20 protein-coding genes are annotated in these 23,615 nt (G+C 56.3%); 5 read left to right on the plus strand and 15 right to left on the minus strand.

Going from position 1 to position 23,615, the window contains the following annotated elements; all coding sequences use genetic code 11:
- Positions 1 to 4: 4 nt before the first annotated feature.
- The 6 genes from HWX34_RS19565 to HWX34_RS19590 all read right to left on the minus strand — a co-directional run bounded on the left by HWX34_RS19565 (position 5) and on the right by HWX34_RS19590 (position 6,876).
- Complete coding sequence (locus HWX34_RS19565) at positions 5 to 1,336, minus strand: FAD-binding oxidoreductase (RefSeq protein WP_178973851.1); 1,332 nt, start codon at positions 1,334 to 1,336, stop codon at positions 5 to 7.
- A gap of 5 nt (positions 1,337 to 1,341) precedes the next feature.
- A complete protein-coding gene (locus HWX34_RS19570; RefSeq protein WP_178973852.1) occupies positions 1,342 to 2,226 on the minus strand; it encodes a dihydrodipicolinate synthase family protein in 885 nt (294 codons plus the stop codon).
- Between the two features lie 152 nt (positions 2,227 to 2,378).
- The gene (locus tag HWX34_RS19575; RefSeq protein ID WP_178973853.1) at positions 2,379 to 3,653 is read right to left on the minus strand and encodes a serine hydroxymethyltransferase; all 1,275 of its coding nucleotides are present in this window, start codon (positions 3,651 to 3,653) and stop codon (positions 2,379 to 2,381) included.
- Between the two features lie 87 nt (positions 3,654 to 3,740).
- Entirely contained in the window at positions 3,741 to 4,625 is an 885-nt protein-coding gene (locus HWX34_RS19580; protein WP_178973854.1) for a glycine betaine ABC transporter substrate-binding protein, read from the minus strand.
- A gap of 110 nt (positions 4,626 to 4,735) precedes the next feature.
- Complete coding sequence (locus HWX34_RS19585; RefSeq protein ID WP_178973855.1) at positions 4,736 to 5,617, minus strand: proline/glycine betaine ABC transporter permease; 882 nt, start codon at positions 5,615 to 5,617, stop codon at positions 4,736 to 4,738.
- Complete coding sequence (locus HWX34_RS19590) at positions 5,614 to 6,876, minus strand: glycine betaine/L-proline ABC transporter ATP-binding protein (protein WP_255497588.1); 1,263 nt, start codon at positions 6,874 to 6,876, stop codon at positions 5,614 to 5,616. Before HWX34_RS19590 ends, HWX34_RS19585 begins: the two co-directional genes overlap by 4 nt.
- A gap of 689 nt (positions 6,877 to 7,565) precedes the next feature.
- Here HWX34_RS19590 and HWX34_RS19595 point away from each other — a divergent pair.
- Complete coding sequence (locus HWX34_RS19595; RefSeq protein ID WP_178973857.1) at positions 7,566 to 8,594, plus strand: GlxA family transcriptional regulator; 1,029 nt, start codon at positions 7,566 to 7,568, stop codon at positions 8,592 to 8,594.
- A 390-nt stretch (positions 8,595 to 8,984) separates the two neighbouring features.
- Here HWX34_RS19595 and HWX34_RS19600 read toward each other — a convergent pair whose 3' ends face one another.
- Positions 8,985 to 9,755, minus strand: a complete 771-nt coding sequence (locus HWX34_RS19600) for a hypothetical protein (protein WP_178973858.1) — start codon at positions 9,753 to 9,755, stop codon at positions 8,985 to 8,987.
- A gap of 216 nt (positions 9,756 to 9,971) precedes the next feature.
- Between HWX34_RS19600 and HWX34_RS19605 the strand changes: the two genes are divergently transcribed.
- Positions 9,972 to 10,316, plus strand: coding sequence for a cupin domain-containing protein (locus HWX34_RS19605; RefSeq protein WP_178973859.1), 345 nt, complete (start codon positions 9,972 to 9,974; stop codon positions 10,314 to 10,316).
- 134 nt (positions 10,317 to 10,450) lie between these two features.
- Here HWX34_RS19605 and HWX34_RS19610 read toward each other — a convergent pair whose 3' ends face one another.
- Together HWX34_RS19610 and HWX34_RS19615 are read right to left on the minus strand one after the other, a co-directional pair.
- Positions 10,451 to 11,224: an SDR family NAD(P)-dependent oxidoreductase gene (locus HWX34_RS19610; RefSeq protein ID WP_178973860.1), complete on the minus strand. Its 774-nt coding sequence runs from the start codon at positions 11,222 to 11,224 to the stop codon at positions 10,451 to 10,453.
- 13 nt (positions 11,225 to 11,237) lie between these two features.
- Positions 11,238 to 12,629, minus strand: coding sequence for a cytosine permease (locus HWX34_RS19615; protein WP_178973861.1), 1,392 nt, complete (start codon positions 12,627 to 12,629; stop codon positions 11,238 to 11,240).
- A 254-nt stretch (positions 12,630 to 12,883) separates the two neighbouring features.
- On the opposite strand from HWX34_RS19615, the gene HWX34_RS21520 reads away from it, so the two are divergent.
- Positions 12,884 to 13,885, plus strand: a complete 1,002-nt coding sequence (locus tag HWX34_RS21520) for a helix-turn-helix domain-containing protein (protein WP_178973862.1) — start codon at positions 12,884 to 12,886, stop codon at positions 13,883 to 13,885.
- Positions 13,886 to 14,014: 129 nt separating this feature from the next.
- Here the strand turns inward: HWX34_RS21520 and HWX34_RS19625 are convergent, their stop codons facing one another.
- Positions 14,015 to 14,383 (minus strand): hypothetical protein, encoded by a 369-nt coding sequence (locus tag HWX34_RS19625; protein WP_178973863.1) that lies wholly within the window; start codon positions 14,381 to 14,383, stop codon positions 14,015 to 14,017.
- A gap of 571 nt (positions 14,384 to 14,954) precedes the next feature.
- Here HWX34_RS19625 and HWX34_RS19630 point away from each other — a divergent pair.
- Together HWX34_RS19630 and HWX34_RS19635 are read left to right on the plus strand one after the other, a co-directional pair.
- Complete coding sequence (locus HWX34_RS19630) at positions 14,955 to 16,166, plus strand: SRPBCC family protein (protein ID WP_178973864.1); 1,212 nt, start codon at positions 14,955 to 14,957, stop codon at positions 16,164 to 16,166.
- Positions 16,167 to 16,290: 124 nt separating this feature from the next.
- Entirely contained in the window at positions 16,291 to 17,400 is a 1,110-nt protein-coding gene (locus tag HWX34_RS19635) for a hybrid-cluster NAD(P)-dependent oxidoreductase (protein ID WP_178973865.1), read from the plus strand.
- On the opposite strand, the gene HWX34_RS19640 is transcribed toward HWX34_RS19635, so the two are convergent.
- From HWX34_RS19640 to HWX34_RS21440, 5 genes are all read right to left on the minus strand, one after another.
- A complete protein-coding gene (locus HWX34_RS19640) occupies positions 17,394 to 18,293 on the minus strand; it encodes a LysR substrate-binding domain-containing protein (protein ID WP_178973866.1) in 900 nt (299 codons plus the stop codon). The genes HWX34_RS19635 and HWX34_RS19640 overlap by 7 nt on opposite strands.
- Positions 18,294 to 18,521: 228 nt before the next feature.
- Entirely contained in the window at positions 18,522 to 19,559 is a 1,038-nt protein-coding gene (locus tag HWX34_RS21645) for a DUF6396 domain-containing protein (RefSeq protein WP_178973867.1), read from the minus strand.
- Positions 19,543 to 20,571 (minus strand): DUF6396 domain-containing protein, encoded by a 1,029-nt coding sequence (locus HWX34_RS19650; RefSeq protein ID WP_178973868.1) that lies wholly within the window; start codon positions 20,569 to 20,571, stop codon positions 19,543 to 19,545. The genes HWX34_RS21645 and HWX34_RS19650 overlap by 17 nt, the downstream gene beginning before the upstream one ends.
- A 3-nt stretch (positions 20,572 to 20,574) precedes the next feature.
- Positions 20,575 to 22,506: a phospholipase D-like domain-containing protein gene (locus HWX34_RS19655; RefSeq protein ID WP_178973869.1), complete on the minus strand. Its 1,932-nt coding sequence runs from the start codon at positions 22,504 to 22,506 to the stop codon at positions 20,575 to 20,577.
- The coding region (locus tag HWX34_RS21440) for a DUF2345 domain-containing protein (RefSeq protein ID WP_255497590.1) at positions 22,499 to 23,615 on the minus strand (1,117 nt) is incomplete at its 5' end. The genes HWX34_RS19655 and HWX34_RS21440, both read right to left, overlap by 8 nt.

Here is a 23,615-nt window from a genome sequence, read left to right on the forward strand (position 1 = left end):
TGTGTCAAAGTTCGGTTCCGGCAGCCTTTTCCTTGGCCCAGATGGCGGTGGAAACGGCAATGTCCATCAGTGGCCGCGGCGGCAAGGGGCGCGGCAGCGGAATTTCCTGCACCTGGCGCAGCAGGCTGCTGTCCTGACCCAGGGCAAATTCGGCAATCAGCTTGCCGGAAGTGGAACCCCGGCTGAGCCCCAGCCCGTTACAGCCGATGGCCTGGTAGATGTTGTTTTCCCGCTTGCCGAACAGCACGCCGTTATTGGCCGACAGGCACAGCGCGCCACCCCAGGTGTATTGCAGTTCCACCCCCGGCAACATGGGGAAGCGCCGGTCAAAAGAACGCTGGTGCAAGCGTTTGGCCCGCGCCAGGTCCGCCGCACTGACGCTGACCCCGGGACGGAAGGCAAAGTGATTACGCACGCAGATACGGTTGGTGCTCAGCCTGCGTACTGTGGTGCCCATCGGATCGGCCGGAATCAGCGCCCAGGAAACCTGCCCTCCCAACTGCTGCACTTCCTGTGCGGTCATCACCCGCGTGAGCGAGGCAAAGGTGTACACCGGCAGCAGGCCGTTATGCTGCAAGCCGAAGCTGGCGGCGTAGGCATTGGTACACAGGATGATGCGGCGCGCACGGATCTGCCCGCCATCCAGCCGCAGCACATGGCCGTCCGGCTGGCTGGTGATATCGCGTACCGGGCTCATCTCGAACACCTGCACATTGGCCGGCATGCTGGTGGCCAGCCCGCGCATCAGTGCCGCCGGCTGCACGGTGCTGCAACCGGGCGTAAAAATGGCACGGTGGTAGAAGCCGGAGCCGGTTACCCGGCCAATGGCGGCTTGGTCCAGCCATTTGAAATCTTCGCCGATGCGCTCCAGCCCGTCGGCAAAATGCTGGAGTGCGGCCTCGCCCTTGCGGCTGACGGCGGCATGAAACTTGCCGTCATCACGCCAGTCGCAGTCGATGCCATGCTGCTGTACCAGCGTGCGCACATAATCAATACCGTGGCGCTGGAAGCGGACATCGGCCTGGTCCGCCTCCACGCTGTGCGAGTAGCTTTCGCTGCTGATGTCATGTGGCAGGTCGACAAAGAAACCGGAGTTGCGCCCGGCAGTAGAACGCCCGATCCGGTCGGCTTCCAGCAAGGCGATGCTGGCATCCGGCGCCAGCTCGGCCAGGCGACGCGCCGCACACAGCCCGGTAATGCCACCACCAATCACCACCCAGTCGTACTGCTTGCCGCTGACCACCTGCCGCACAGGGGCGGCAGGTGGCAGGCTTTCCCACCAGCCATTCTCACCATCCGGCGTGGGGAAACGGGCGAATTCCAGTTTTTCCGCCATGATGCTTATCTCTGCTGAATCATCGGGTTAACCAGGGCAGCAAAGGCTTCACGCTCAGCCTGGTTCAGCGTACCCAGCGGTGCACGTGCTGCGCCGACTGCCTTGCCAGCCAGTTCGCAGCCATAGCGCACGTACTGGATGAACTTGCCGCTGCGTTCCAGCAGTTCCAGCACCGGCAGCAATTGCGCCATCAACTGGCGGCCGCGCAGGAAATCGCCCTGTTTGACGCAGGCGTCCAGCAAGGCCACGTGGGCTTCGGGCAGGAAGTTGGAAGCACCGCATACCCAGCTGCGGCAACCCCAGGCAAAGAATTCCAGTGCCTGATCGTCCATACCGCAGCTCAGCACCAGCGAATCCTTGAAGTGGGTGGACAGGTGATGCAGATGGCCGATATCACCGGTGCTTTCTTTCATCGCCTGGAAATTAGGCCGTTGCAGCAGGGTTTCCAGGATTTCATCGCCAATGGCGGTGCCGGTACGGGCCGGGAAGTTGTACAGCATGATGGGCAGGTCCAGCGCATCGTCCACCTTCAGCAGGTGTTCCAGCAGCTCTTCCTGCGTGGGCTGGGCGTAGTACGGTGCGGCCACCAGCAGGGCGGACATGCCCGCAGCCTTGGCAGCCTGACCCAGGCGGATGACTTCGCTGGTGGTAGTGGCGTTGATACCGGCAGTCAGCCAGCTCTTGCCGCCAGCCGCTTCGGCCACGGTGTTGAATGTGCGCACGCGCTCGTCAAAGCTCAGTGCGTAGTATTCGCCGGTGGTGCCGCCCACGCCCAGGCCATCCACCTTGGCGGCCAGGTCAGCGGCGTGCTCGGCCAGCAGGCCATGGTTGATTTCGCCATCCGGCAAGAACGGGGTGACCAGGGGGGTGTGTACGCCTTCAAAACGCATTTCATTTCTCCTTGTTTTCCACTTGGCGCGGGCCTTGCAACAAGGCCGACAACGCCGTGGAGGCATGCAAAAGACAACAGCATCCCTCCCCTCCACGAACATGGAGGGATGCAGGAGCGCCCAGCCCGGCCAGAACCGGACTGGCGCATCAATCAGATATGGGTGTCACTCATCGGGTAGATGGGAAACTGGCAACACAGCTCGCGCAGCTTGCTGCGTACCAGTCGCTCGACCTGCTCGTCCCCGTCAGGACAGGCTTGCAGGCCATGCAGTACTTGCAGAATCAACTCGCCCAACAGCTCAAACTGGGCTGTGCCAAAGCCCCGGCTGGTACCGGCTGCCGTCGACAGGCAAATGCCGGCGTCCGATACGACTTGCCCTTTGGCATCCATGCCGAACAGGCTGCAAGAGATACCGGCACGGACCAGTGAGCTTTCTGCCGCAAAGGCAAGACTCTCCCTGTCTGGTAGCGACAGCAGCAGCAGGTGGTTGTCGGTGCCGTCGCTTTGCAGCCGGACACCCCCCGTCTGCAACACCCGCGCCAACGCCTGGGCATTGCGCAGCATTTGCTGGATGTAACGGGAAAACTCCGGCCGCAACGCCTCGCCAAAAGCCACGGCCTTGCCCGCAATCACATGCATCAGCGGGCTGCTTTGTCGACTGGGAAACACGGCAGCATCGGTCTTGGCCGCCAGTTCGGCACGGTTGCTCAGGATGACGCCGCCACGTGGCCCGCGCAGGGTCCGGTGCGTGGGCAGAATGGCCAGGTCGGCCTCGGGCAGAGGATTGGCATGCAGCCCAGCCGCTGCCAGTCCGGCGATGTGGGTCATGTCCACCACCAGCAAGCAGCCTGCTTCATCCGCAATGTCCCGGAAGCGCTTCAGCTCCAGTTGCCGTGGATAGGCCGACCCGCCAGCCACCAGCACGGTGGGACGGTGCTGCATGGCAAGCTGGCGAATGTCCGCGTAGTCCAGCAGGCCACTCTCCATCTGCCTGCCGTAATACACGGTGTCATACCATTTGCCGGGTAGCTGGGCGCCCTCTCCCTTATCCGGCAGCATGCGCAGCACGGTCTGGCCGGGCTGTACATGCGCCAGCATTGCAGCATGACTGGCATGCGAGCCGGAGTGCGGCAACACATTGGCGTAGTTGGCATCAAACAGGGCTTTCACCCGGTCTTCGGCCAGTGACACCACCCGGTCCAGATGCTCGCAACCGGGATAGTCGCGTGGCATGAAATGGCTTTCGCTGCCCCGGCTGGCCAGCACCGTGCCCTGCACTTCCAGCACGGCGGCGGAGACCAGGTTTTCCGATGCCAGCATTTCCACCTGCATTTGCTGGCGGCGCAATTCCAGCGCCACTTCCGAGGCGATGACCGGGTCCCGACTCAGCAGTGGTTCGGCAAAGAAGCGCGAAATTTCATTCATGGACAAGCTCCACAGGGTGACGCCAACTGCGCCAGTCAACACAACATCCACGGCCTGCCACTGGCAGCAGGCCTTGCCATGCCGGGCTTACTGCTGCAACCAGGCTTTCAGTTTTTCCGGATGGCTGTCGACAAACTTCATCGCGGCCGTGGCGTAGTCATTGGTGCTATTGCCTTCCAGCTCGATGGCTTCCACGTCAGCCAGGGTCAGCTTGAAGTGCTTCATGAACACATTGGCGCGCGGGAATTTGCCGGCAAAGGCCTTGGAGGCAAAGGCGTGAATCTGCTCCTCACCACCCAGCGTGCCTTTCGGGTCTTTCAGGTAGCGGACTTTCCATTTCTGGAACAACCAGTGCGGGCTCCATACGGTGGCCACAATCCACTGCTTGCTCTGGTAGGCGCGCGATACCCCGGCCAGCATGCCGGCTTCACTGGAGGACTGCAGGTTGTAACCGGACAGGTTGTAATCCTTGATGGTTTTTTCCGATGCCTGCATCAGGCCACCACCCGGCTCGATACCCTGGATGATGCCGTTAAGCTTGCTCTTGACCGAGGGCTTGTTCAGGTCGGCAATGGTGGACACTTCGGACTCCGGCACATAAGCAGGCACGACCCAGCCATTCTTGCCGCCGGTGTAGATGATGCCCACGTCGTCCAGATTGTCCTTGTACTTGGCGTAGTAAGTACCGTGGGTCACCGGCAGCCAGCCGCCCACCATCAGGTCGAGGTCGCCACGCGCCACGCCCTGGTACTGAATACCGATGGCCGCCTGCACGAATTCCACCGGCTGCTTGAGCTTGGTTTCCATCACGTACTTGGCCACATTGGCCACTGCCAGTACGTCAGCCCAGTTGGTTACGGCAATCTTGACCGGCTCGGCAGCAGATGCTGCAGGCGCAGCACTCACACCAGCAGCCACCACCATGGATACCAGCAGCTTGCGTGCCATCGATTGGGAAAAATGCTTTTTCATCGTGTTTCTCCTTTGTCACCGCTTTGGTTTTTTGAATCACGCGCTGTCCTCTATACCGCGCGTTCACTACCACAGGTCAGCCGGATGGCCGTGCCCTGCTTGCACTACGCTCAGCCCTGTACTGCCTTGCTGCTTGCCGGTTTGCTGGCACGCACGGTCTTGGGTTTCTTCTTGGCCTTCATGCCAAAGCTCTCGGTCAGACGGTCCAGCACGATGGCCAGCAACACCACGCCCAGGCCACCTTCAAAGCCGATACCGATATCCAGCCGCTGAATGCCGCTGAGTACGTACTCACCCAGGCCACCGGCACCAATCATCGAGGCCACCACCACCATGGACAGCGCCATCATGATGGTCTGGTTCACACCGGCCATGATGGACGGCAGCGCATTGGGCAGTTGGATCTTCCACAACAGTTGCAGCTCGGTACTGCCAAAGGAGCGCCCGGCTTCCATCAGTTCTTCACGCACCTGGCGAATGCCCAGCGTGGTCAGCCGTACCACTGGCGGCATGGAGAACACGATGGTGGCCATCACGGCAGGCACCCGGCCCAGGCCAAACAGGATCACCGCAGGAATCAGGTAAACAAAGGCCGGCATGGTTTGCATGAAGTCCAGCAAGGAGCGCAGCACCATTTCCACCCGGTTGTTGCGTGCCCCCCAGATACCCAGCGGTACGCCCAATGCCAGGCTGAAACAGGTGGCGGCAATCACCAGCGCAAGGGTGGAAGCGGTTTGCGTCCACAAACCCATGAAGTGAATGGCCTGCATGGCACACCCAACAAAAATGGCAAACACCACACCACGGCGCCACAGGGCTACCACCACCAGCGCCACCAGTACCAACATGAAAGGCAGTGCCAGCATCATGTCTTCCAGCAGCTTGACCACCGCCCCCAGGCTGGCCGAGAAGGCATCAAACACACCACGGAAGTGCAAGAAGAGATAATTGACGAAATCTTCGGCAAACTTGCCGATTCCGGAAGAGTTCATGACTGTCTGCGCTCCATCACTTGTTTCAGAATGTTGCGGCAGGACACCACGCCCGCCAGCTTGCCGGCGCCATCGAGCACCGGGACATCGTGTTCCTGCTCCAGCGCAATGGCGGCCAACTGGTTCAGGTCCGCATCCAGCGTCACTGTGCGCACATTCCCCAGCAGGGCATCGGCTACCGCTGCGTCGCCAGCCTGATGCAGCGAACCGGGGGTGACACAACCCAGATAGCGCCCGCTCTCATCGCAGACATAGCCACATTCGGCACCGCTATCGATCAGATGGTTAAGCTGGGAGAGGGCCGGACTGGCCAGGCTACAGTGGACCTGGGCACGCCCCGCCGGACTGAGCATGCTGGAAGCTTTCAGGAAACGGGAGATATCGACATTGCGGAAGAAATCACGCACATAGTCATCGGCAGGAGACTGGATCAACTCGGCAGGCGTGCCCACCTGAATCAGGCTGCCATCCTTCATGATGCCGATGCGACCGCCGATCTTGATGGCCTCTTCGATATCGTGAGAAATGAACACAATGGTGCGCTGTTCTTCTTTTTGCAGACGCAGCAGTTCGTTCTGCATCTCAGAGCGGATCAGCGGGTCCAGCGCGGAGAAGGCTTCATCCATCAGCAACACCGATGGGTTGACTGCCAGCGCACGGGCCAGGCCCACGCGCTGCTGCATGCCGCCGGACAGCTCGCTGGGCAAGAACTTCTCGTAGGAACCCAGGCCCACCCGCACCAGCACCTTGCGTGCCACTTCATAACGTTCGGCTTTAGGGATACCGGCCACTTCCAGCCCGTAGGCAATGTTGTCCAGCACTGTGCGGTTGGGCAGCAGGGCAAAGGACTGGAACACCATGGCCATTTTCTTGCGCCGTACTTCGCGCAGCTCCAGCGTGGACATCGGGGCAATATCGCGCCCCTCCAGAATGACCTGACCGGAAGTGGGTTCGATCAGACGGTTCAGCAGCCGCACCAGGGTGGACTTGCCGGAACCGGACAGTCCCATGATGACGAAGATCTCCCCCGCCCTCACACTCAGGCTGACATTGTTGACCGCCACCATATTGCCGGTTTGTTCCAGTACTTCGTTGCGACCCATGCCCTGTTTGAGCAATGCCGCAGCACGCTCAGGTTTGGGGCCGAAGATCTTGGACAGGTTCTTCACCGTCAGAATGTCGCTGCCATAGGTGCTTTGCGGTGGAGCAAGCTGTGTCACCGCACCAGGCGCAACGGCTTCTTTCAGTGTGTATGCCATATTTGGGGCCATTCTTTATCCCAACTTGCAAGTTCAAGAAATCGAAGCCCCCAGGCTTACCCACTGCATGCAATTCCCATCCGGGGCTTCATTCAGCATTGGCAATCTGTGTGGTTTATCGTGCAATGCAACAAAAAATGCAGGGTCAGATAAACAACGACACATTGCCGCATTAACACCGTTGCCGACTCACCATTCCGCTTGTCGTCATCTGCGTGTAACGCTTGCAAACAAGCCTACCAATTCTCTTCATTACCTCCAGTTACATTTTCTGCACCCTTTCACCTACTTTTGGTAATGCATCCGTAATGTGCGGATTTGGCCGTCCGGTACAAAAGCGACAGCCAACTTTATTTTTTCACATAAATATCAATAAGTTACATGATAAAAAAATGAAAAATCTGGCGAATAATGGCTAGCCAGATGTCGTAAGTGGAAGAGGAAAAGCACCACAACGGTGCAGGAGGGCAACTTGACTGGGCAATCACAGGATTGCAATGATCTGCTGGAAACAAGCGCGGTTTGCCAAGCTGCAATCAGGGCAGGCCAAGCTTAAAACCGGCACAGAAATACTGCTTGGTGCGCCACATATAATGCACTGCACCATGCTTATTTCGACGTAAAACATATAAAACAGTCATTCAAATCATTCTGAAATCAAACAGACCTGTTTATAAACGGACCGCAAAATGAACCAGTCAGTCCATACCGACCATTACCCACCGCAAAAACCTTTGTCAGTCGGATTTATCCTGGCTCCGGAATTCACGCTGAGTGCATTTTCAAATTTCGTCGATGTCCTGCGTCTGGCGGCGGATGAAGGTGATTTCAGCAGACAGATCCGTTGTAAATGGAAGATTCTCAGTCATGACAGCAGGCCCATTCTGTCCAGCAGCGGGCTTGAGGTCATCCCGACCGCTGGTCTGGAAGACCCGCAGCACTTCGATTACATCGTGGTGGTGGGCGGCTTGTTGCATGCCGGCAAAAAAATCTCACCACAGATTTCTGCCTATCTGAAACAGGCTGACGAGGCCGGAGTCACCCTGGTTGGCGTATGTACCGGCAGTTTCATTCTGGCGCGTGCCGGGCTGATGCATGGTTATCACAGCTGCGTCAGCTGGTTTCATTACCATCACTTCGAGCAGGAATTCCCCAAGCACCCGGTCAGCTCCGACGAACTGTTCAATATTGATGGCAAGCGCATGACCTGTGCCGGTGGTGCCGGTGTCATGCATCTGGCGGCGCATCTGATTGAAAAACACTGCGGCAAGTTCGAGGCAGCCCAGGCCTTGCGCATCATGCTGGAAGAAATGCCCCTGCCCGCCTCCACACCACAGCCGCACGCAGTCATCACCGACAAGGTATATAACCGCAGTGTGCGCAAAGCGGTGCAGCTGATTGAACGCAATATCAGCAACCCGCTGAGCGTGGATGACATCGCGCAGAAAGTGAATGTCAGCATTCGCCATCTGGAACGATTATTCCATGCCGAGCTGGGCATGACGCCCAGAAGCTATTCAGCCAAGCTGCGGCTGGATCACGCCCGGCACCTTATCCTGAACACCGACCACCGCATTTCCTTCATTGTTTTTGAATGTGGTTTTGTTGACTGCTCCCACTTTTCCAGACGCTTCAAACTGGAATTCGGCCTGACACCGACAGAAATGCGCATCAAGCGCGGCACCATCAAGAAATTCCAGCAAAAAGCAGCAGCCTGAGCCAGCCACAAACCATGTCTTCCCATCCTCAGCGAATACCAGACGGTTTTCGCTGCTTTACCTTTGATGCCGGCCTTGGTGCATGAAGTGATACTGGTTATGTGAATGAGATCGAGCGCCAGACCGGCTTGTCCGGTGAGATACATCTCTGAGCAAGTTGGCAGCCCCGTTTACCGTTGGGAAGTGGCTGTCAGCCCATGGCTTTGCCAAGCAAGACAAGGCGCTGCCACTTGCCGGATGATCAGCTTGCAAGCCTGCCAGTTAGCGTTCTGGTATTTGTAAGGACAAGCAAGAGCGCCTGATCAAGGGGTGACTGTCGCTCGCGTTGCGTATCGCAGATGCAGCATAGGCTTGCCAGCCCTTGGCAGCGCATCACCCCATTGCGCTTGATCAAAACGCCAATCTGGTTGCTGCATTTTTGTTGCTGGCGGCGATATAGTGCTGTGTCTGCGGCGAGCGTTCTTTATTCTCTGTCAGCATTCCGAGCGCACGCTCCACAGTGAGTCGGCGGTAGTGCTCCACAACACGTCCGTCGATTGCCAGGCACGCCCTCATTTGCAGCATCGCAGCATGTTGTTGTTCGGATAATTGCAGCAGTGCGCAGGAATCCCCAATCATTTTGCGAACATAAGCCTCAACATTCAGATCATGTGCACCGCAGACATCCCCGTTTGCAACACGACCCGTTGCAGAAAACGCCAGCGCACTGACAATCCGGTTACGGGCGCTACTGAGTGTTTCGCGTAGAAAAATACCTGAAGAGAGGGGTTTCTCCTCCACCAGCAATCGCGTGATTCCTCGGTCATTGATGGCTTCCAGAATCTGCTCGGCATCATCATCGACCATGACTTCTTTGTGCGGTGGCCACACATCCAGCTGAGCGTGATTCCCCTGGCACTGGCCGACATGGAAAATGAAATAGTCCGGGTAAATTCTGAGTTTGTCCGGGGCGTTTCCCAACGCCGGACGGTACACATCATAAAACCGGGTCGTTGCCGCCATCAGTAGTGCACTCACCCCCATGGCACGACAAGGCCCGTTAACCACCACCCCGATGCGATCTGCAGGATGGAACCCCGGGAACACATCGTCCAGGCAAACCTGCTGTCCGTGTAGCTGGAATTCAAAATCGCCAGCAGAAATACTATCTGTTGCGTGCATCACCCGCTCCCTCATTGGTCGTGGTTCTCGGCACCATGACGCGTGCCTACGGTTTAAAAGTGACAAGGGCAAGCGCAAGCCCACTTCCCGTCACCCTGCATGAAACACGGATAGTGTGCGGCCAATTCACCAACAAATCTGGTCGGAACCAGACAATTTCTTGCATCGGGTAGTACGGATAATGGCCGCTCACTCAACAGATTGTCTGGAGCTTTCATGTCCGATTTCATCACCGTCCTGCGTGAAACCTGTCCCACTCCGGTGGTAGACGCCACCAAGTGGAAGCGCATTGGCGGCGACCCGCAGACCGTCAACCTCAACGCCTATCTGTCCAAGGATGGCAGCAAGATCATGGGCACCTGGATCTGTACACCGGGCAAATTTGAAGTGAACTACGAAAAATGGGAGTACTGCCACTTCCTTGAGGGCTACTGCATCATTACCCCCGAGGGTGAGGACGCTGTGCACCTGAAAGCCGGTGACGTGTTCGTGATCGAACCGGGCATGAAGGGCAGTTGGGAAGTCGTGGAGACGGTGCGCAAGTATTTCGTTTTTGCCTGAGGCATTATCACCCCGCGCTGTTCCCCCTTACAGCGCGGTAGCTGCTGGCATATGTGGTCAAGCTCACCTGCCGGCATGAATGCCAGGAAAGTAGACGTAGCCCCGGCATCCACATAGCGCAGATGCCGGGTTTGTTACATTGCGCTGAAACCGTTATCTACAAAAAGTTGGGTCCCGTTGACGAAGCTGGCTTCATCCGACGCAAGAAATAGCGCCGCCCTGGCGACTTCTTCTGGCTCGCACAGCCTGCCCTGCTGCTGAATGATGACTGCTTCGCTCGCATCCACGCCCATGGCCTTGAGGTCTTCCAGTTCGCGCATGCCATGCGGCGTACGAATAAAACCCGGCGCCACAGCATTACAGCGGATGCCACGGTCGCGGTATTCCACAGCAATGGCACGAGCAAACATGTGACAAGCACCTTTAGTGGTGTCGTACAGCACTTCTCCCGGCGTAGCACATACCGCAGAAATGGAAGATGTACAGACAATGCTGCCCTTACCCTTGCGCAGCATTTGCGGCAGAACCGCCTGAGTCATCAGGTACATGCTCTTCACGTTCACACTCATCAGCCAGTCCCATTCGCGCTCTTCCACCTCAAGGAAAGGTTTGACGATAAGCGTACCAGCGTGGTTCAGCAGAATGTCAGCATCGCCATGTCGGGACTGGATGTCCGCGATCACCCGTCGGACCTGCTCATGGCTGGAAACATCCGCATGATGCGCCGACGCCCTCCCCCCCTCGTCACGGATGATGGCCGCGACGGTCTCAGCCTGTTCCCGGTTACGGTCCACGATGGCGACGACCGCACCTTCGCGGGCAAACAAATGGGCAGCTGCTGCACCGCAGCCACTGGCCCCGCCACTGATAATGGCTACTTTCCCAGCGAGTCTTGATGATTTGTTCATGCGGCCTCCCGAATCAGGATCTGGACTTGTAAGCCAGTTGAGTCCCAAGCTGCACGTCCAAATGCAGTTGCTTGTTGCGGTTGGCAAGATAATAAAGAACGCCGGGCACCACCAAGGCGGGCAGCCAGGCAATGTCTGTGCCTACCAGATGGTCAATCGGCCCCTTGTAGAAGGACAGCTCCATGAAGGGAATCTGCACAATGATGGCCAGACCATAGATCCACAAGGTGCTCCAATTGACCTTGCCATAAATGCCATTCACGTCGTACATGGCTGGCACGCTGTAATTTCCCTTGCGAATCAGGTAGTAATCCACCAGATTGATGGCGCTCCATGGCACCAGCACATACACCTGACCAATCAGGATGTCACTGAAGTAGGCATTGAAGTTGTACTGCGCTGCGATGGCAATCCAGGTAACGATGATGGCCACAATCCCCATGATGACGAATTTGGCCAGCATGCCGATCTGCTGTGCACCTTTAAAACCGGTAAAAATGGTGGTGGTGGACATGTAGGAGCTATACAGGTTCATCACGTTCCACTCGAGTACACCCAGAATGATCACGTAATAGGCCAGTTGGCTGTGACCAGGAAACAGCTTGGCAATCGCACTACCCGGGTCGGTGGTGACGTCCATGGCCGCAGCGGCCATCACGGCTCCCAGTAACATAACGACACCGGAACCCACCACAATACCCAGATAGCTGTACCAGAAAGTGGAACGGGTCGAGATGGCGGAGGGCAAGTAACGCGAATAGTCCGCCACGTAAGGCCCGGCCCCCAGCGTCCAGGATGCAGCCTGCGTGACCACCAGACAAAAGGTGGCAAATTTGAAGCTGTGAGCTGACACATCCCACACCCCGGCAGGCAATCCCTTTTGTAGCACCACGTAACCGGCAACGACAAAAATCACCAGTGAGACGGCGCTCATGTAAGCACCGATCTTGTGAATCAGTTCGTAGCCAATAAAGCCCACCACCAGTGTCAGTGCGCCAAACAGAATGATGGCCTCGTTATCCGAAACCGACACCACCGCCTTGATGGAATCCCGCATTACCACGCCGTTGGCCGCGGTAAACAGGATGTAGGCAATCACCACGATGCCAAGTGGAACGCCTGCACCAATTACACCAAACTGCGCCCTGCTCTGGATCATCTGCGGTATTCCAAGATGGGGGCCTTGCGCAGAGTGTGCCGCCATGAAAATGGAGCCAATCAGATTACCCAGGATCAGACCGATACACGTCCAGCCCAGATCCAGCCCGGCAACGATGCCCAATGCACCAATGACCATGGTAGTGACCTGCATATTGGCACTGCACCAGATGGTAAACAACCGCCTGGCGGACCCATAACGTTCATTCTCCGGAATGAACTCAATGCTTCTGTTCTCGATGTCCATGCTCTTTTTCGTCCTGATGTAGATGATTTGTTGTGACAACCGGTGCAGTTCTGGCTGCACGCAAAAAATCTACGGGAAGAAATTCGCAACAACTATCAGATATTGGCAATGATGGTTGGCAGTATTGTCGCAGGTGCATTTCTTGCTAACGATGTACTGCACTGCATGACCGTTGTTCATCATGTCGTGCAAGAGCAAGAGTCCTGCACGCTTTGCGTGCATGCTAGTGCAACAACATTTAACGGGAGGCACTCATGCAACAACCTTCAGCAACTGATCGTGCGTTACTGCAACAGCATAGCTACAGCGTGAGTTACACCCCGGAAGAACAGGTTGGCCAATTTACAGGATGGACGCTGCAATACCGGCAACTTTCCGGAGGCCGTTTTTGTGCACGCTCCAGCATTACACGCTGGCCAGGCTTCAGCATTCATGCTGAAGAGCTCAACAAGAGGATCCTGCAGCGTGGACGTGTACCACAAGGGCAGATTGCAGTAGGTATTCCGCTGGTTCTGCAGGGGCACTCCAGCATGTGCGGCTCGGCAAGCAGTCAGGACACCCTGCATGTATTTTCCTGTTATCCGGAATTTGAATTCGCCTCGCCAGAGAACCATTTGCTCATGAATCTGGAGTTCAATCCAAGCACACTAAGCCGGACAGGCCAGGACCTGGCAAAGAAACTTCTGGCTCTACTCGACAGACCGTCCATATCGCTGCAACCGGATACGGCCAATGCACTTCGCAACATGATTGCCGCGGCCAGGCTGTTGATTTCACCCGCACCCGACCAGGTTCAAGGTCTGCATGAAATTTGGCGGCAGCAACTGGAGCAGCAGCTGCTTTATGGACTGATTGAAACACTCAGCGTACCGTCGCATCCGACACATTTCCGGCTTCATCGCGCCAAAAGCTGGAAAATTGTCCAACACGTTGAGGCGCTTCTTGCCGATCCGGCCAGCTGCGCGTTGTCAGTATCTGAACTGTGCGTTCAGCTGAACATGAGCCGCCGGACCTTGCAATATGCATTCGAATACGCAGCGGGCATGAGCCCCGTCAGCTTTCTACGTGCAATCCGGCTGAACCATGCGCGGCAAACACTTCTTGATGGCCGGTCAGTTACCTATGCCGCAACACAGTGGGGATTTCTGCATCTGGGTGCTTTTGCACATGACTACCAGCAACTGTTTGGTGAACTGCCTTCAGTGACGCAAAAGCGTTTGCGCCAGCGTCCCCATACCCAGGCCAGAAAACGTTGAAGGTGGACTTGCAAGCAGCATGCTGCATCAGTATTGCTGCCAACGCTGCGGGACGTCTGGGACAAAAGACACCCCCATCCGGGCCGACCCGGACTGACAAACCGGTTTATACCTCGCAATACAATAAAACTAGCTGATTCCGCATTCTCTGCGTAAAGCAAGATTGATCACATTGATACGAGCACTCTGAACCTTTTCCCAAACGCCATCAGCACAGACAATTCCATCCTTGAGCAATAACCAATGCTCGTTTGAGACGGAGCAGTGCTCTGCGTTTTCCAGCCGATCCAGACAGTCCGTCAGCACATGCTTTGCCTTGGCCAGCACACGAGGCGGATTCTTGAACTCCAGGCAGGAAGCTTCCCAGGCACTTTGCAAATAGCATCCGACCTCAAGCACTTGCTGAAATGTCAGCCCTTCGGCAGAACAGCCAGCAAGGACCAAGTGCGCGCGTAGTGAGAACTCTGCACCGTTTGCCTTGCGACTAACAACCTTCATTCAGAATATCTCCCAGCCATCTGACGGCAGCAATCAATCAGGACATGCAAGATCAAGGCATGCCATATCAAAAAAAACTGCCATCCGGAAGAATGGCAGACCAAAGAGACCACCACGCGGTCGAATCCAGCAAACAGGTCAAAAAGGAAGGGGTTGCCCCTCCAAACCCGAGGAACAACATTATCTGTTGTACCAAGGAATCCCACGTATCCGACAGTGCAAAACCGGTGAGGAATGGCTCTAATCCGTCAACACGCAACTGCGCCATGCCAACAAACCAGCATGCCGAGTAACAAGAGCGCTGGCCTGCGGTCAATCAGCTTGCGTCCTGCCAGGGCATGCCTGTCAGTATCAGATTTTGCTTTCATATCAGACCGGCACACATCAGTACACCACCCCATTTCACATAAATTAAAGTAATGCATAGAACAAAATAAACCGCATTGACGCTATCTCCAAGCACTTCAATACTCAGTAAAACTGATGCCAACACCATCAGCACAGTGCAAAACCATGGCTGACAGCCCGTCACAGAAAGGGCTGCACCACATCATCAAAGGAGAAAGCAGTCATGACGCAGGAATCAACAACGCTGGCCTTGATCAAGCAACGTAAAGCACGCCACACGCTAAGCCGGGAGCTGTATACCGACCCGGCGGTCTACCGCGCGGATCTGGAGCAAATCTGGCATCGCGAATGGATTTTTGTCGGCCATACTCTGGAGCTGGAACAGCCGGGCCAGTACATGACGGTACAAATCGGGGATCACCCGGTTGCAGTGGTGCGTGGCAACGATGGCACGGTACGGGCCTTCAACAATGTCTGCCGCCATCGCGGATCCAAGGTATGTCAGGATGCCAGTGGGAAATCCGCAAAACTGGTTTGCCCCTACCACAAATGGACATTTGGACTGGATGGCAAGCTGCTGTACGCCGGCAATATGGGGGAAGGTTTTGATCCTGATGCACACGGACTGAAACCGGTGCATTGTGCCATCGTGGAAACCTGTATCTATGTCTGCGTGGCGGATGTCGCACCGGACTTCCATACCTTTGCCTGTGCGCTACGCCCTTTCCTCGCCCCACATCAGTTGGCTAACTGCAAAGTGGCCCATGAGTCATCCATCGTGGAAAAGGGCAACTGGAAACTGGTATTCGAAAACAACCGCGAGTGCTATCACTGCGACGGCTCCCACCCGGAACTGCTCAATTCCTTTGTGGAAAACCATTCGGTAGCCGGTGTGAGCGACGGCGATGACCCGCAACTGACTGCGTTCTGGGATCGCTGCGAAGCTGGCGGGCTACCAAGTCACCTGCTGATGGCTGAAAACGGCCAGTTCCGCATGACGCGCATTCCACTGGCTCCCGGTGCGGTCAGTTACACCATGGATGGCAAACCTGCCGTGCGTGGCCGCCTGGATTCCAGCGATGTGGAAGATATCGGTGCGCTGTTGTACTTCAACTACCCCTCCACCTGGAACCACTTTCTGGGCGACCATGCCCTCAGTTTCCGCGTATTGCCACTGGGCCCGGATGCAACCCTGGTCACCACCAAATGGCTGGTACCAAAAACCGCGCAAGAAGGCGTGGACTACGATCTGCACAATCTGACCCGGGTGTGGATTGCCACCAACGATCAGGACCGCGAACTGGTGGAAGGCACCCACGCAGGTGTCAGCTCCCCCGCCTACCAGCCAGGACGTTACTCCGATGTGGCAGAGCATGGCCCCAACCAGTTTGACGACTGGTATTGCACGACCATGCAACAACGGCTTGAGGCCTGAACGCCCCATCCATTCTGTCACGCCCGGGCTATGCGCCCGGCTGGCGGCCACCCCCACCCCGGCACGCAGCGGCATAGCCAATGTGGTGCCAGCATGTACTGCGCTGCAGTAAAAGAGAGAACGCATGTCCAGCCTGACCCGCTCCGAATACCTGAACCCGGTTCACACACAAAACTGGGTCAATGGCCGTCATCTGGTGCGCTGTTGCAAACTGATCCGCGAAACGCACGATGTGCTCACCTTCTGCTTCAGCATGCAGGAGCCGGTGCTGTTTTTCTTCAAGCCCGGCCAATTCGTCACGCTGGAGCTGGAAATCGACGGAGAGCCGCAGATGCGCTCCTATACCCTCTCCAGCGCGCCTTCCATTCCCTATAGTTTTTCCATTACCGTCAAACGCGTGCCAAGCGGTGTGGTTTCCAACTGGCTGCACGACAATCTTGTCGAAGGCATGCTGCTTGCCATACACGGCCCGGCCGGTCAGTTCAACTGCATCGACCATCCGGCCCGCAAGGTTCTGCTGCTGTCCGGCGGTGTGGGCATCACTCCGCTGATGTCCATGGCACGCTGGTTTTTCAATACCAATGCCGAGGTCGACATGGCTTTTGTACACAGTGCGCGTACACCGGCCGACATCATCTACCGTGCCGAACTGGATTACATGTCCACCCGCATCGACAATTTCCATCTGCACCTGATTTGCGAACACACCCCGGTCGGCCAGGCGTGGAGCGGTTATCGCGGTTATCTGGGCAAGGACATGCTGGCGCTGATTGCACCTGACTTCATGGAGCGTGCAGTGTTCTGCTGCGGTCCCGCGCCATACATGCGAGCCGTGCGCCAACTATTGCAACAGGCCGGTTTCGACATGGCGAATTATCACGAAGAATCCTTCGGTGCCACGCCGGAGGCGGACGCCAGCCTGGCCAGCGCGCAGGCGGCCTCCGCGCAAACAGACAGCGCGGCAGACACCGCCACGCATTGCATCAGCTTCAAGGATTCGGGCAAATCGGTGCAGGTCTCGGCAGAGATCACCCTGCACGCTGCAGCGGCCAGTGCCGGTATCAAATTGCCCAAGGCATGTGGCATGGGCATCTGTGGTACTTGCCGGGTCAAGGTACTGAGTGGGGAAACCGACATGCAACACAATGGCGGCATCACCGATGAAGAAATTGAAGAAGGCTATGTGCTGAGCTGCTGTACCCGCCCCCGCAGCAACGTACAGCTAGACTACTGAGCCGCCGCATCAGACCGGCTGATGGGCAACTCGGCCCGCAGGATATCAATCAGGGCCTGTATCTCAGGCGTAATGGAGCGGCCATGCGGCAATAGCAGGTAATAGGCCTCGGTGGGCTGGAAGCTGGCCAGCGGCAAACGCACCAGCGCCCCACTGGCCAGTTGCTGCCCCACCAACCTGCCCCAGCCCAACACCACGCCAAGCCCGGCCTCTGCAGCCTGTACCGCATCGGTATACAAGCTGCAGCGGAAGGCGTACTGCAAGCGCGCATGTGGTTCGCCGACCGAATGCAACCATGCACTCCAGCCCATCCAGCCTTCTGATGTTGAGTCGGATTCAATCAACGCCGACTGCGCAAGTTCGGACAGCGTGGCCGGCCTTCCGTTTTCGGCAAGCCAGCGCGGTGAGCAAACCGGGAACACTTCTTCGTCAAACAGCAAAGTAGCCACACCATCCGGCCATTTGCCATTGCCAAAGCGGATGGCCACATCCACATCCTTGTGCAGCAAGTCGGCGTTGAACATCTGGGTCGCCAAGCGCAGCTGCAATTGCGGCACCATTTCTTGCAAACCGGACAATCTGGGAAGCAGGCGAAACTGGGAGAATGCAGATGTAGCCGCCACCACCAGCTCCTGCTGCTTTACCGAGCTGGACAAGTGATCAAACACACCCGCCATTTTTTGCATGGCTTCGGCCACCACGCGATACAGAACCTCCCCTTCGCGGGTCAGCCGAATCGCCCGGTGCAGCCGGTCGAACAGCCGCACGCCCAGTGTTTCTTCCAGCAAACGAACCTGATGACTGACAGCAGCCTGAGTAACACCCAACTCGTGCGCTGCCAGGGTAAAGCTGCCCAGACGCGCAACTGCCTCAAACTCAAGTATTGCCGTCATTGAAGGAATCAGGCGGCGGTATCCTCTTGCCCCGACTATTGATGCTTTCACCCTATGCCTTTGCTACATCAAGATGAATAAAGCCTATCAACGCTCCGCAGTATCAGCAATGCCCAGTCTCATTTACACAGTATCCATCCTCAGAGAGGAGTGAAACCCGACACCCCCGCCATTGGTCTGCGCTGCTCACCGCAAGCAGTGAGCAGGCACAACAGCAATAGCTACGTTTTAGGAATGCTCGGCGCCCAGCGGTCTTCCTGTCTTGGGGTCCAGCCCCTTGGTCTTGGCCAGTTTTTCCAGCAAGGCTTCACTGGGCTTGGGTGGCGCAATATTGGCTTCGTGATCTTTCAGCCATTGAATCTTGCCATCCCAGGGAGGCAGTTTGGCTGGAGGCAAGGGGACGATGTCATCCAGTTCGGGGACAGTGGGGTGGGCGTAGGAGTAGCGGCCGAGGATGTCGCCAATTTCTTTGTAGCGGCGACTACGTTCGGGGTCTTTTTCTAGGCCCATGTAATAAAGTCGATCCTCATTGGAAGGAGCGAGAAAACCATGCTCAAGAAATGAAGCTGCACTTTCATTTCCGGCTTTGACTCCAAGCTGAAATGCCTCCCACGCCTGAGAAAGTACTTTGACATCATCCTTAAGATCAATGCCTAAATCAGTAGCAGCATCACCATGTCCTTGTCTAGCTGCACATTTTCGCATCTGCCGGGCAACCTCTGGTGCATTTTCCATCGGGGCTAGCTTATTTGCTACTAAATACTGCCCTTCAGGACTACCCAAATCCGCTGCTTTACGGTAATAGCGCAAAGCCAGTTCCTGATCCTGTTTGACCCCATAGCCCGCTTCAATATAACGTGCCATATCGTAGTAACCACCAGGTACGCCTTGGTGGATCAGCTCTTCGGTCAAGTCCAGCGTTTCTTTTACCGGGTCTGCGGTCCAGGCCTGCCCCTTTCCTATCATCTGCCGTAATTCAAGATTGGCCTTGTAATGGCCATGTGCAGTGGCAATGCGATAATAGCGCTCCAAGTCCGGATAGACGCTGACATCTTCTTGCAACTGATTGTTTTTCTGGAGATGGCGCGCATAGCGATAGACCTGATCGGCCTCGGCATCCAGCTTGGGGAGATGATCTTTTTCATATGCGCAGCTAAAAGCCAGATTGGTTTTGACCTCGTTCAGATCGGGCAGCGTTCTGTGCTGCTCACCGCAAGCAGTGAGCAGGCACAACAGCAATAGCCATGTTTTAGGAATGCTCGGCACCCAGCGGTCTTCCTGTCTTGTGGTCCAGCCCCTTGGCCTTGGCCAGTTTTTCCAGTAAGGCTTCACTGGGTTTGGGGGGCGCAATATTGGCTTCGTGATCTTTCAGCCATTGAATCTTGCCATCCCAAGGTGGCAGTTTGGCTGGCGGCAGGGGGACGATGTCATCCAGCTCAGGAACTGTGGGATGGGCGTAGGAATAGCGGCCGAGGATGTCCCCAATTTCTTTGTAGCGGCGACTACGTTCGGGATCTTGGACTAATGCCAAGAAATACATCTCATCAGTCTCAGCAGGTGCAGAGAAGCCATGCTCTAAACGTGAAGCCGCACTTTCATCACCTGCTTTAACTCCGAGTTGCAGCGCAATCTGAGCATCAGCAAAATGCTTGTCATCTTTCAAATCAATGGCGAGCATCGTCGCAGCTCGGCCCTGACCTTGTATCGCAGCGCAACGACGCATTTGCCGTGCAACATCAGGTGCCCTATCAAGCGGCGCCAATTTCTCCGCTACTAAATACTGCCCCTCAGGATTACCCAAATCGGCAGACTTACGGTAATAGCGCAAAGCCAGTTCCGCATCCTGTTTAACGCCATAGCCTGCTTCAAGATATCGTGCCATGTCGTAATAGCCGCCGGGAATGCCGCGATCAATCAGTTCCTGAGTCAGATCCAGCGTTTCCTTTACCGGGTCTGCGGTCCAGGCTTGTCCCTTACCTATCATCTGGCGTAATTCAAGATTGGCCTTGTAATGGCCATGGGCAGTGGCAATACGGTAGTAGCGTTCCAATTCGGGATAGATGCTGACATCTTCTTGCAACTGATTGTTTTTCTGGAGATAGCGCGCATAGCGATACAGCTGATCGGCCTCGGCATCCAGCTTGGGGAGATGATCTTTTTCATGCACGCAGGTAAAGGTTAGATTGGTTTTGACTTCTTCTAAAGTAGGCACGGTTCTTTCCTTATTGCTACAGGCGACCAGCAGCAGGCACAAAATTAATGACAGCAAGCGCTTCACGGCTTAGTCCTTATTGGTACGCACAGGGCTGGGGCGAGAAAATTCAACTAGAGAAGCTTGGGGTTTCTTCCATTTTGATTGCGCAGTTTTATTTTCATCAATAATGTCTTGCCAAGCCTTGAATGCATCTTTCGGCTTATCCTGTGCCCCTCTACCTGCTGTATGTAAACCCCACAACTGCCTGCGCAGCGGCACGGTAATTTCCGGGCGATGGTGCGCAATATTCAGTTCGCTATCTACTTGCATGCTGCGGGTATTAATGTTGGCACTGCCCAAAGTCATAAAGGTGTCGTTGACGATCATCAGCTTGGCGTGGACGTATACTGGTGTCCAGTCCCGCCCCGGCGTTTGGGTGACTTTAGCTGCCGGGTAGGTTTGGCCACTCGGGCTGGCCTGCACACTAGCAGCAACTCGTGGCAGTGAGTCTGGGGCGACCAGTGTGCAGACATGTACTTTCAAACCTGGGCGCTCTTCCGGCAACACGGGCGCATCGGGTTTACGGGCGGCTTCTACCTGTCGGCGCAGCGATTCGTTTTGCGCCTTGAGTGCGGCTTGTTTTTGCTGTAGTGCCTTGAGCTTGTTTTGATAGGCTGCAATCTTGGCGGCACCACCATAACGGCTGGGCGGCAATAACTGGTTTTGTTCCAACTGAGATAGCCGGGACTCTACTTCATTGCGATTTAATCTTGCCTGGGCGTCGTCAGCCCGCTCCAGGCGGGCGACTGCCGGAATGGTGTCTGCCCGCCCCAGGCTATTGAGCATTTCATAGGTTTTGACTGTGCCATCGCCCATGCCTTCGTCGCTGGAGTTGGTGACGACAAATAAATAAAGCGAGTCGTGCTTGCCAGGGTCTCGTCCACCCTGTGTCTGTTTTTTAGCCGCTTCCTGTATTTTTGCAGCCAATGGTGGCCAGCGGAAATACTGGTTTTCGATGTAGATCATCGTGCTGGCGTTGTTGACCGCCTGCAGGTAAAGATCCTGGATGTTTTTGACATTGTATTGGGCCTGGGTCCGCAACAATTGCCCCTGAATCGGTAGATTCTGGCTGTCGGCATGTACGGGGTAGCGGCTAAAATCAGGTTTGGGTAGTGCCTCACCAGTTTCTTTTTTCCATGCTTGCCAGAAATTGGCAAACAGGTCGCCTACGATGGGGCCTGTGACACGGCTGGAAATATCCTGGCGCGGACCATGGCCGTTTCGCCCGCGATTTGGACCGTAGCGCTTGTAACTGTGCTGATCAGTATCCCAATATTCGTCCAGCATGTTGTGACCCATGACAAAGCCAACAGCATGTTCCGGGTCTTCATAGTCCACCACCACCATCTTTTGATGGTGCGTGACGGCCCCGGCATGCGCAGCCTTGGTCTGCCAGCCCAGGTTGGAATCTTTGGCTTGGAAACGAGAGCGATACAGGATTTCCGTGCGTTCATCCAAGGTAAATCCTCTGCCCACAAAGCGTAGGTTTGGATCTTGCGCGCTTTTTGCCTTGGCATACCACATCACATCAAATGAATGCTGCTGGTCTGTTTCTGTCGGGCTGCGGCTGAAGAATGCACTGTACCCAGGTGTATTATTCTCAGGCCCGAGCTGGGCCAGATTACCTGCCCCCATTGTCCAGCCAAGGATTTTTACCTTTACCCCTTGTGTCGCTTTTTGCATGAGCAACTGGCCGATACAAGGCGAAGCACCATCACGGATAAAATACATGGATGGCTGGAATCCCCAGCAAATGATGCAAACCGATTTCTTTGCGGCTGCAATGGCTTGGTATACCGCACGGAATGCTCGTTCTCCATTAACCAGCACCTGAAAACTAGCATTGAGGACGTGATATTCGGAGCCATTGACGAACCATGGAGGGGTAATCGTTGCCTGCATGGTTTCGTTTTGTGCAACAGGTGCCGGAATCGGCTTTTGTGCTGCTGCCTTACCCATTTTTACTTCCCTTCTGGGCCATCGCCAAGAAATCCTCACGTACAGAATTCATTGGTGAGGTCCGGCCCGCTTCATCAGCATCACCTGCGATATGGCCATGAAAACCTTGATTGGCGGGTTTACCTTGGGCGGGATTGGTGTATTCATTGGGAACAGGTATGTCGTATTTGATACCGTTCGCCATTTCAATTTGATACTTCTGATTGGTTACCACATGGTCGATATGCAACTTGCCACTCTCGTCCAGCACGTCTTTCTTGACTACGGCACCATCGGCGTACAAGGTAAACGGCATGCCAGCCCAACTACTTTTCATACCTTGCGCTGCCTGGTCAATCTGAATGGTGAGTGCAGACTTGGGTAGACTCTGTGGAAACGCCGGATGGGCCACCGTCATCCGATCCGGCCCGGAAAGGTTGTGGCTGGCACCTTTCACACTCACCGCACTGGGGCAGTGGATTTCGATATTGCCACCCTTCAGCCGGATGTAGCCGCCACCGCTGGTGAGAAGAATCTCGTCCTTGGCGGCCAGCGTTACCGCCCCCTTGGCCGACGTCACCGTCAGCTCCCTATCCGCCGTTAGCTCCATCGCATCACTCTGCGCCTGCACCTGCACCTTGCCCTTCGCTGCTATCAGCTTGAGCGCAATCTGGTCTTTCACCCCCGCCACAAACAGGCTGATGTGCTGGCCGACGTTGTGCAGCCAGCGGCGGCCGGTGGTTTCGTTGCTATCGCGCTGGGCAACGAGGTTGAGGTTGCTGCCGGCGCTGAGGGTCTGGCTTTGTTCGGTCAGGCTGGCAATGCCGGCCGGGGCGGACAGGATGAGCAGCGGCTGTTGGCCGGCCTGGCTGCTGTTGCCGCTGCTGGCGGTTTTGCCGTCTTTGTCGGTATTGCTGCCGGCTTCCCAGGCTTTGAGTGCGGCGGCGTGGTGTTGCAGGTGGCCGCTGTCTTTGTGGCCGTCTTTGCCGTTGTCGGGGTTGATGGCGTCCGGCCCGGTTTCCATGCTGTCGGCCAGTTGCGCGGCAGCGGTGTCGCCCAGGCTTTGGCTGAGGCTGAGGGCGGCGTCGAGTTGGCTTTGTGCATGTTCGCGCGCCAGCTGTTTGCCGCCT

It is taken from the genome of Aquitalea sp. LB_tupeE (assembly GCF_013391415.1).
Lineage (GTDB): Bacteria > Pseudomonadota > Gammaproteobacteria > Burkholderiales > Chromobacteriaceae > Aquitalea.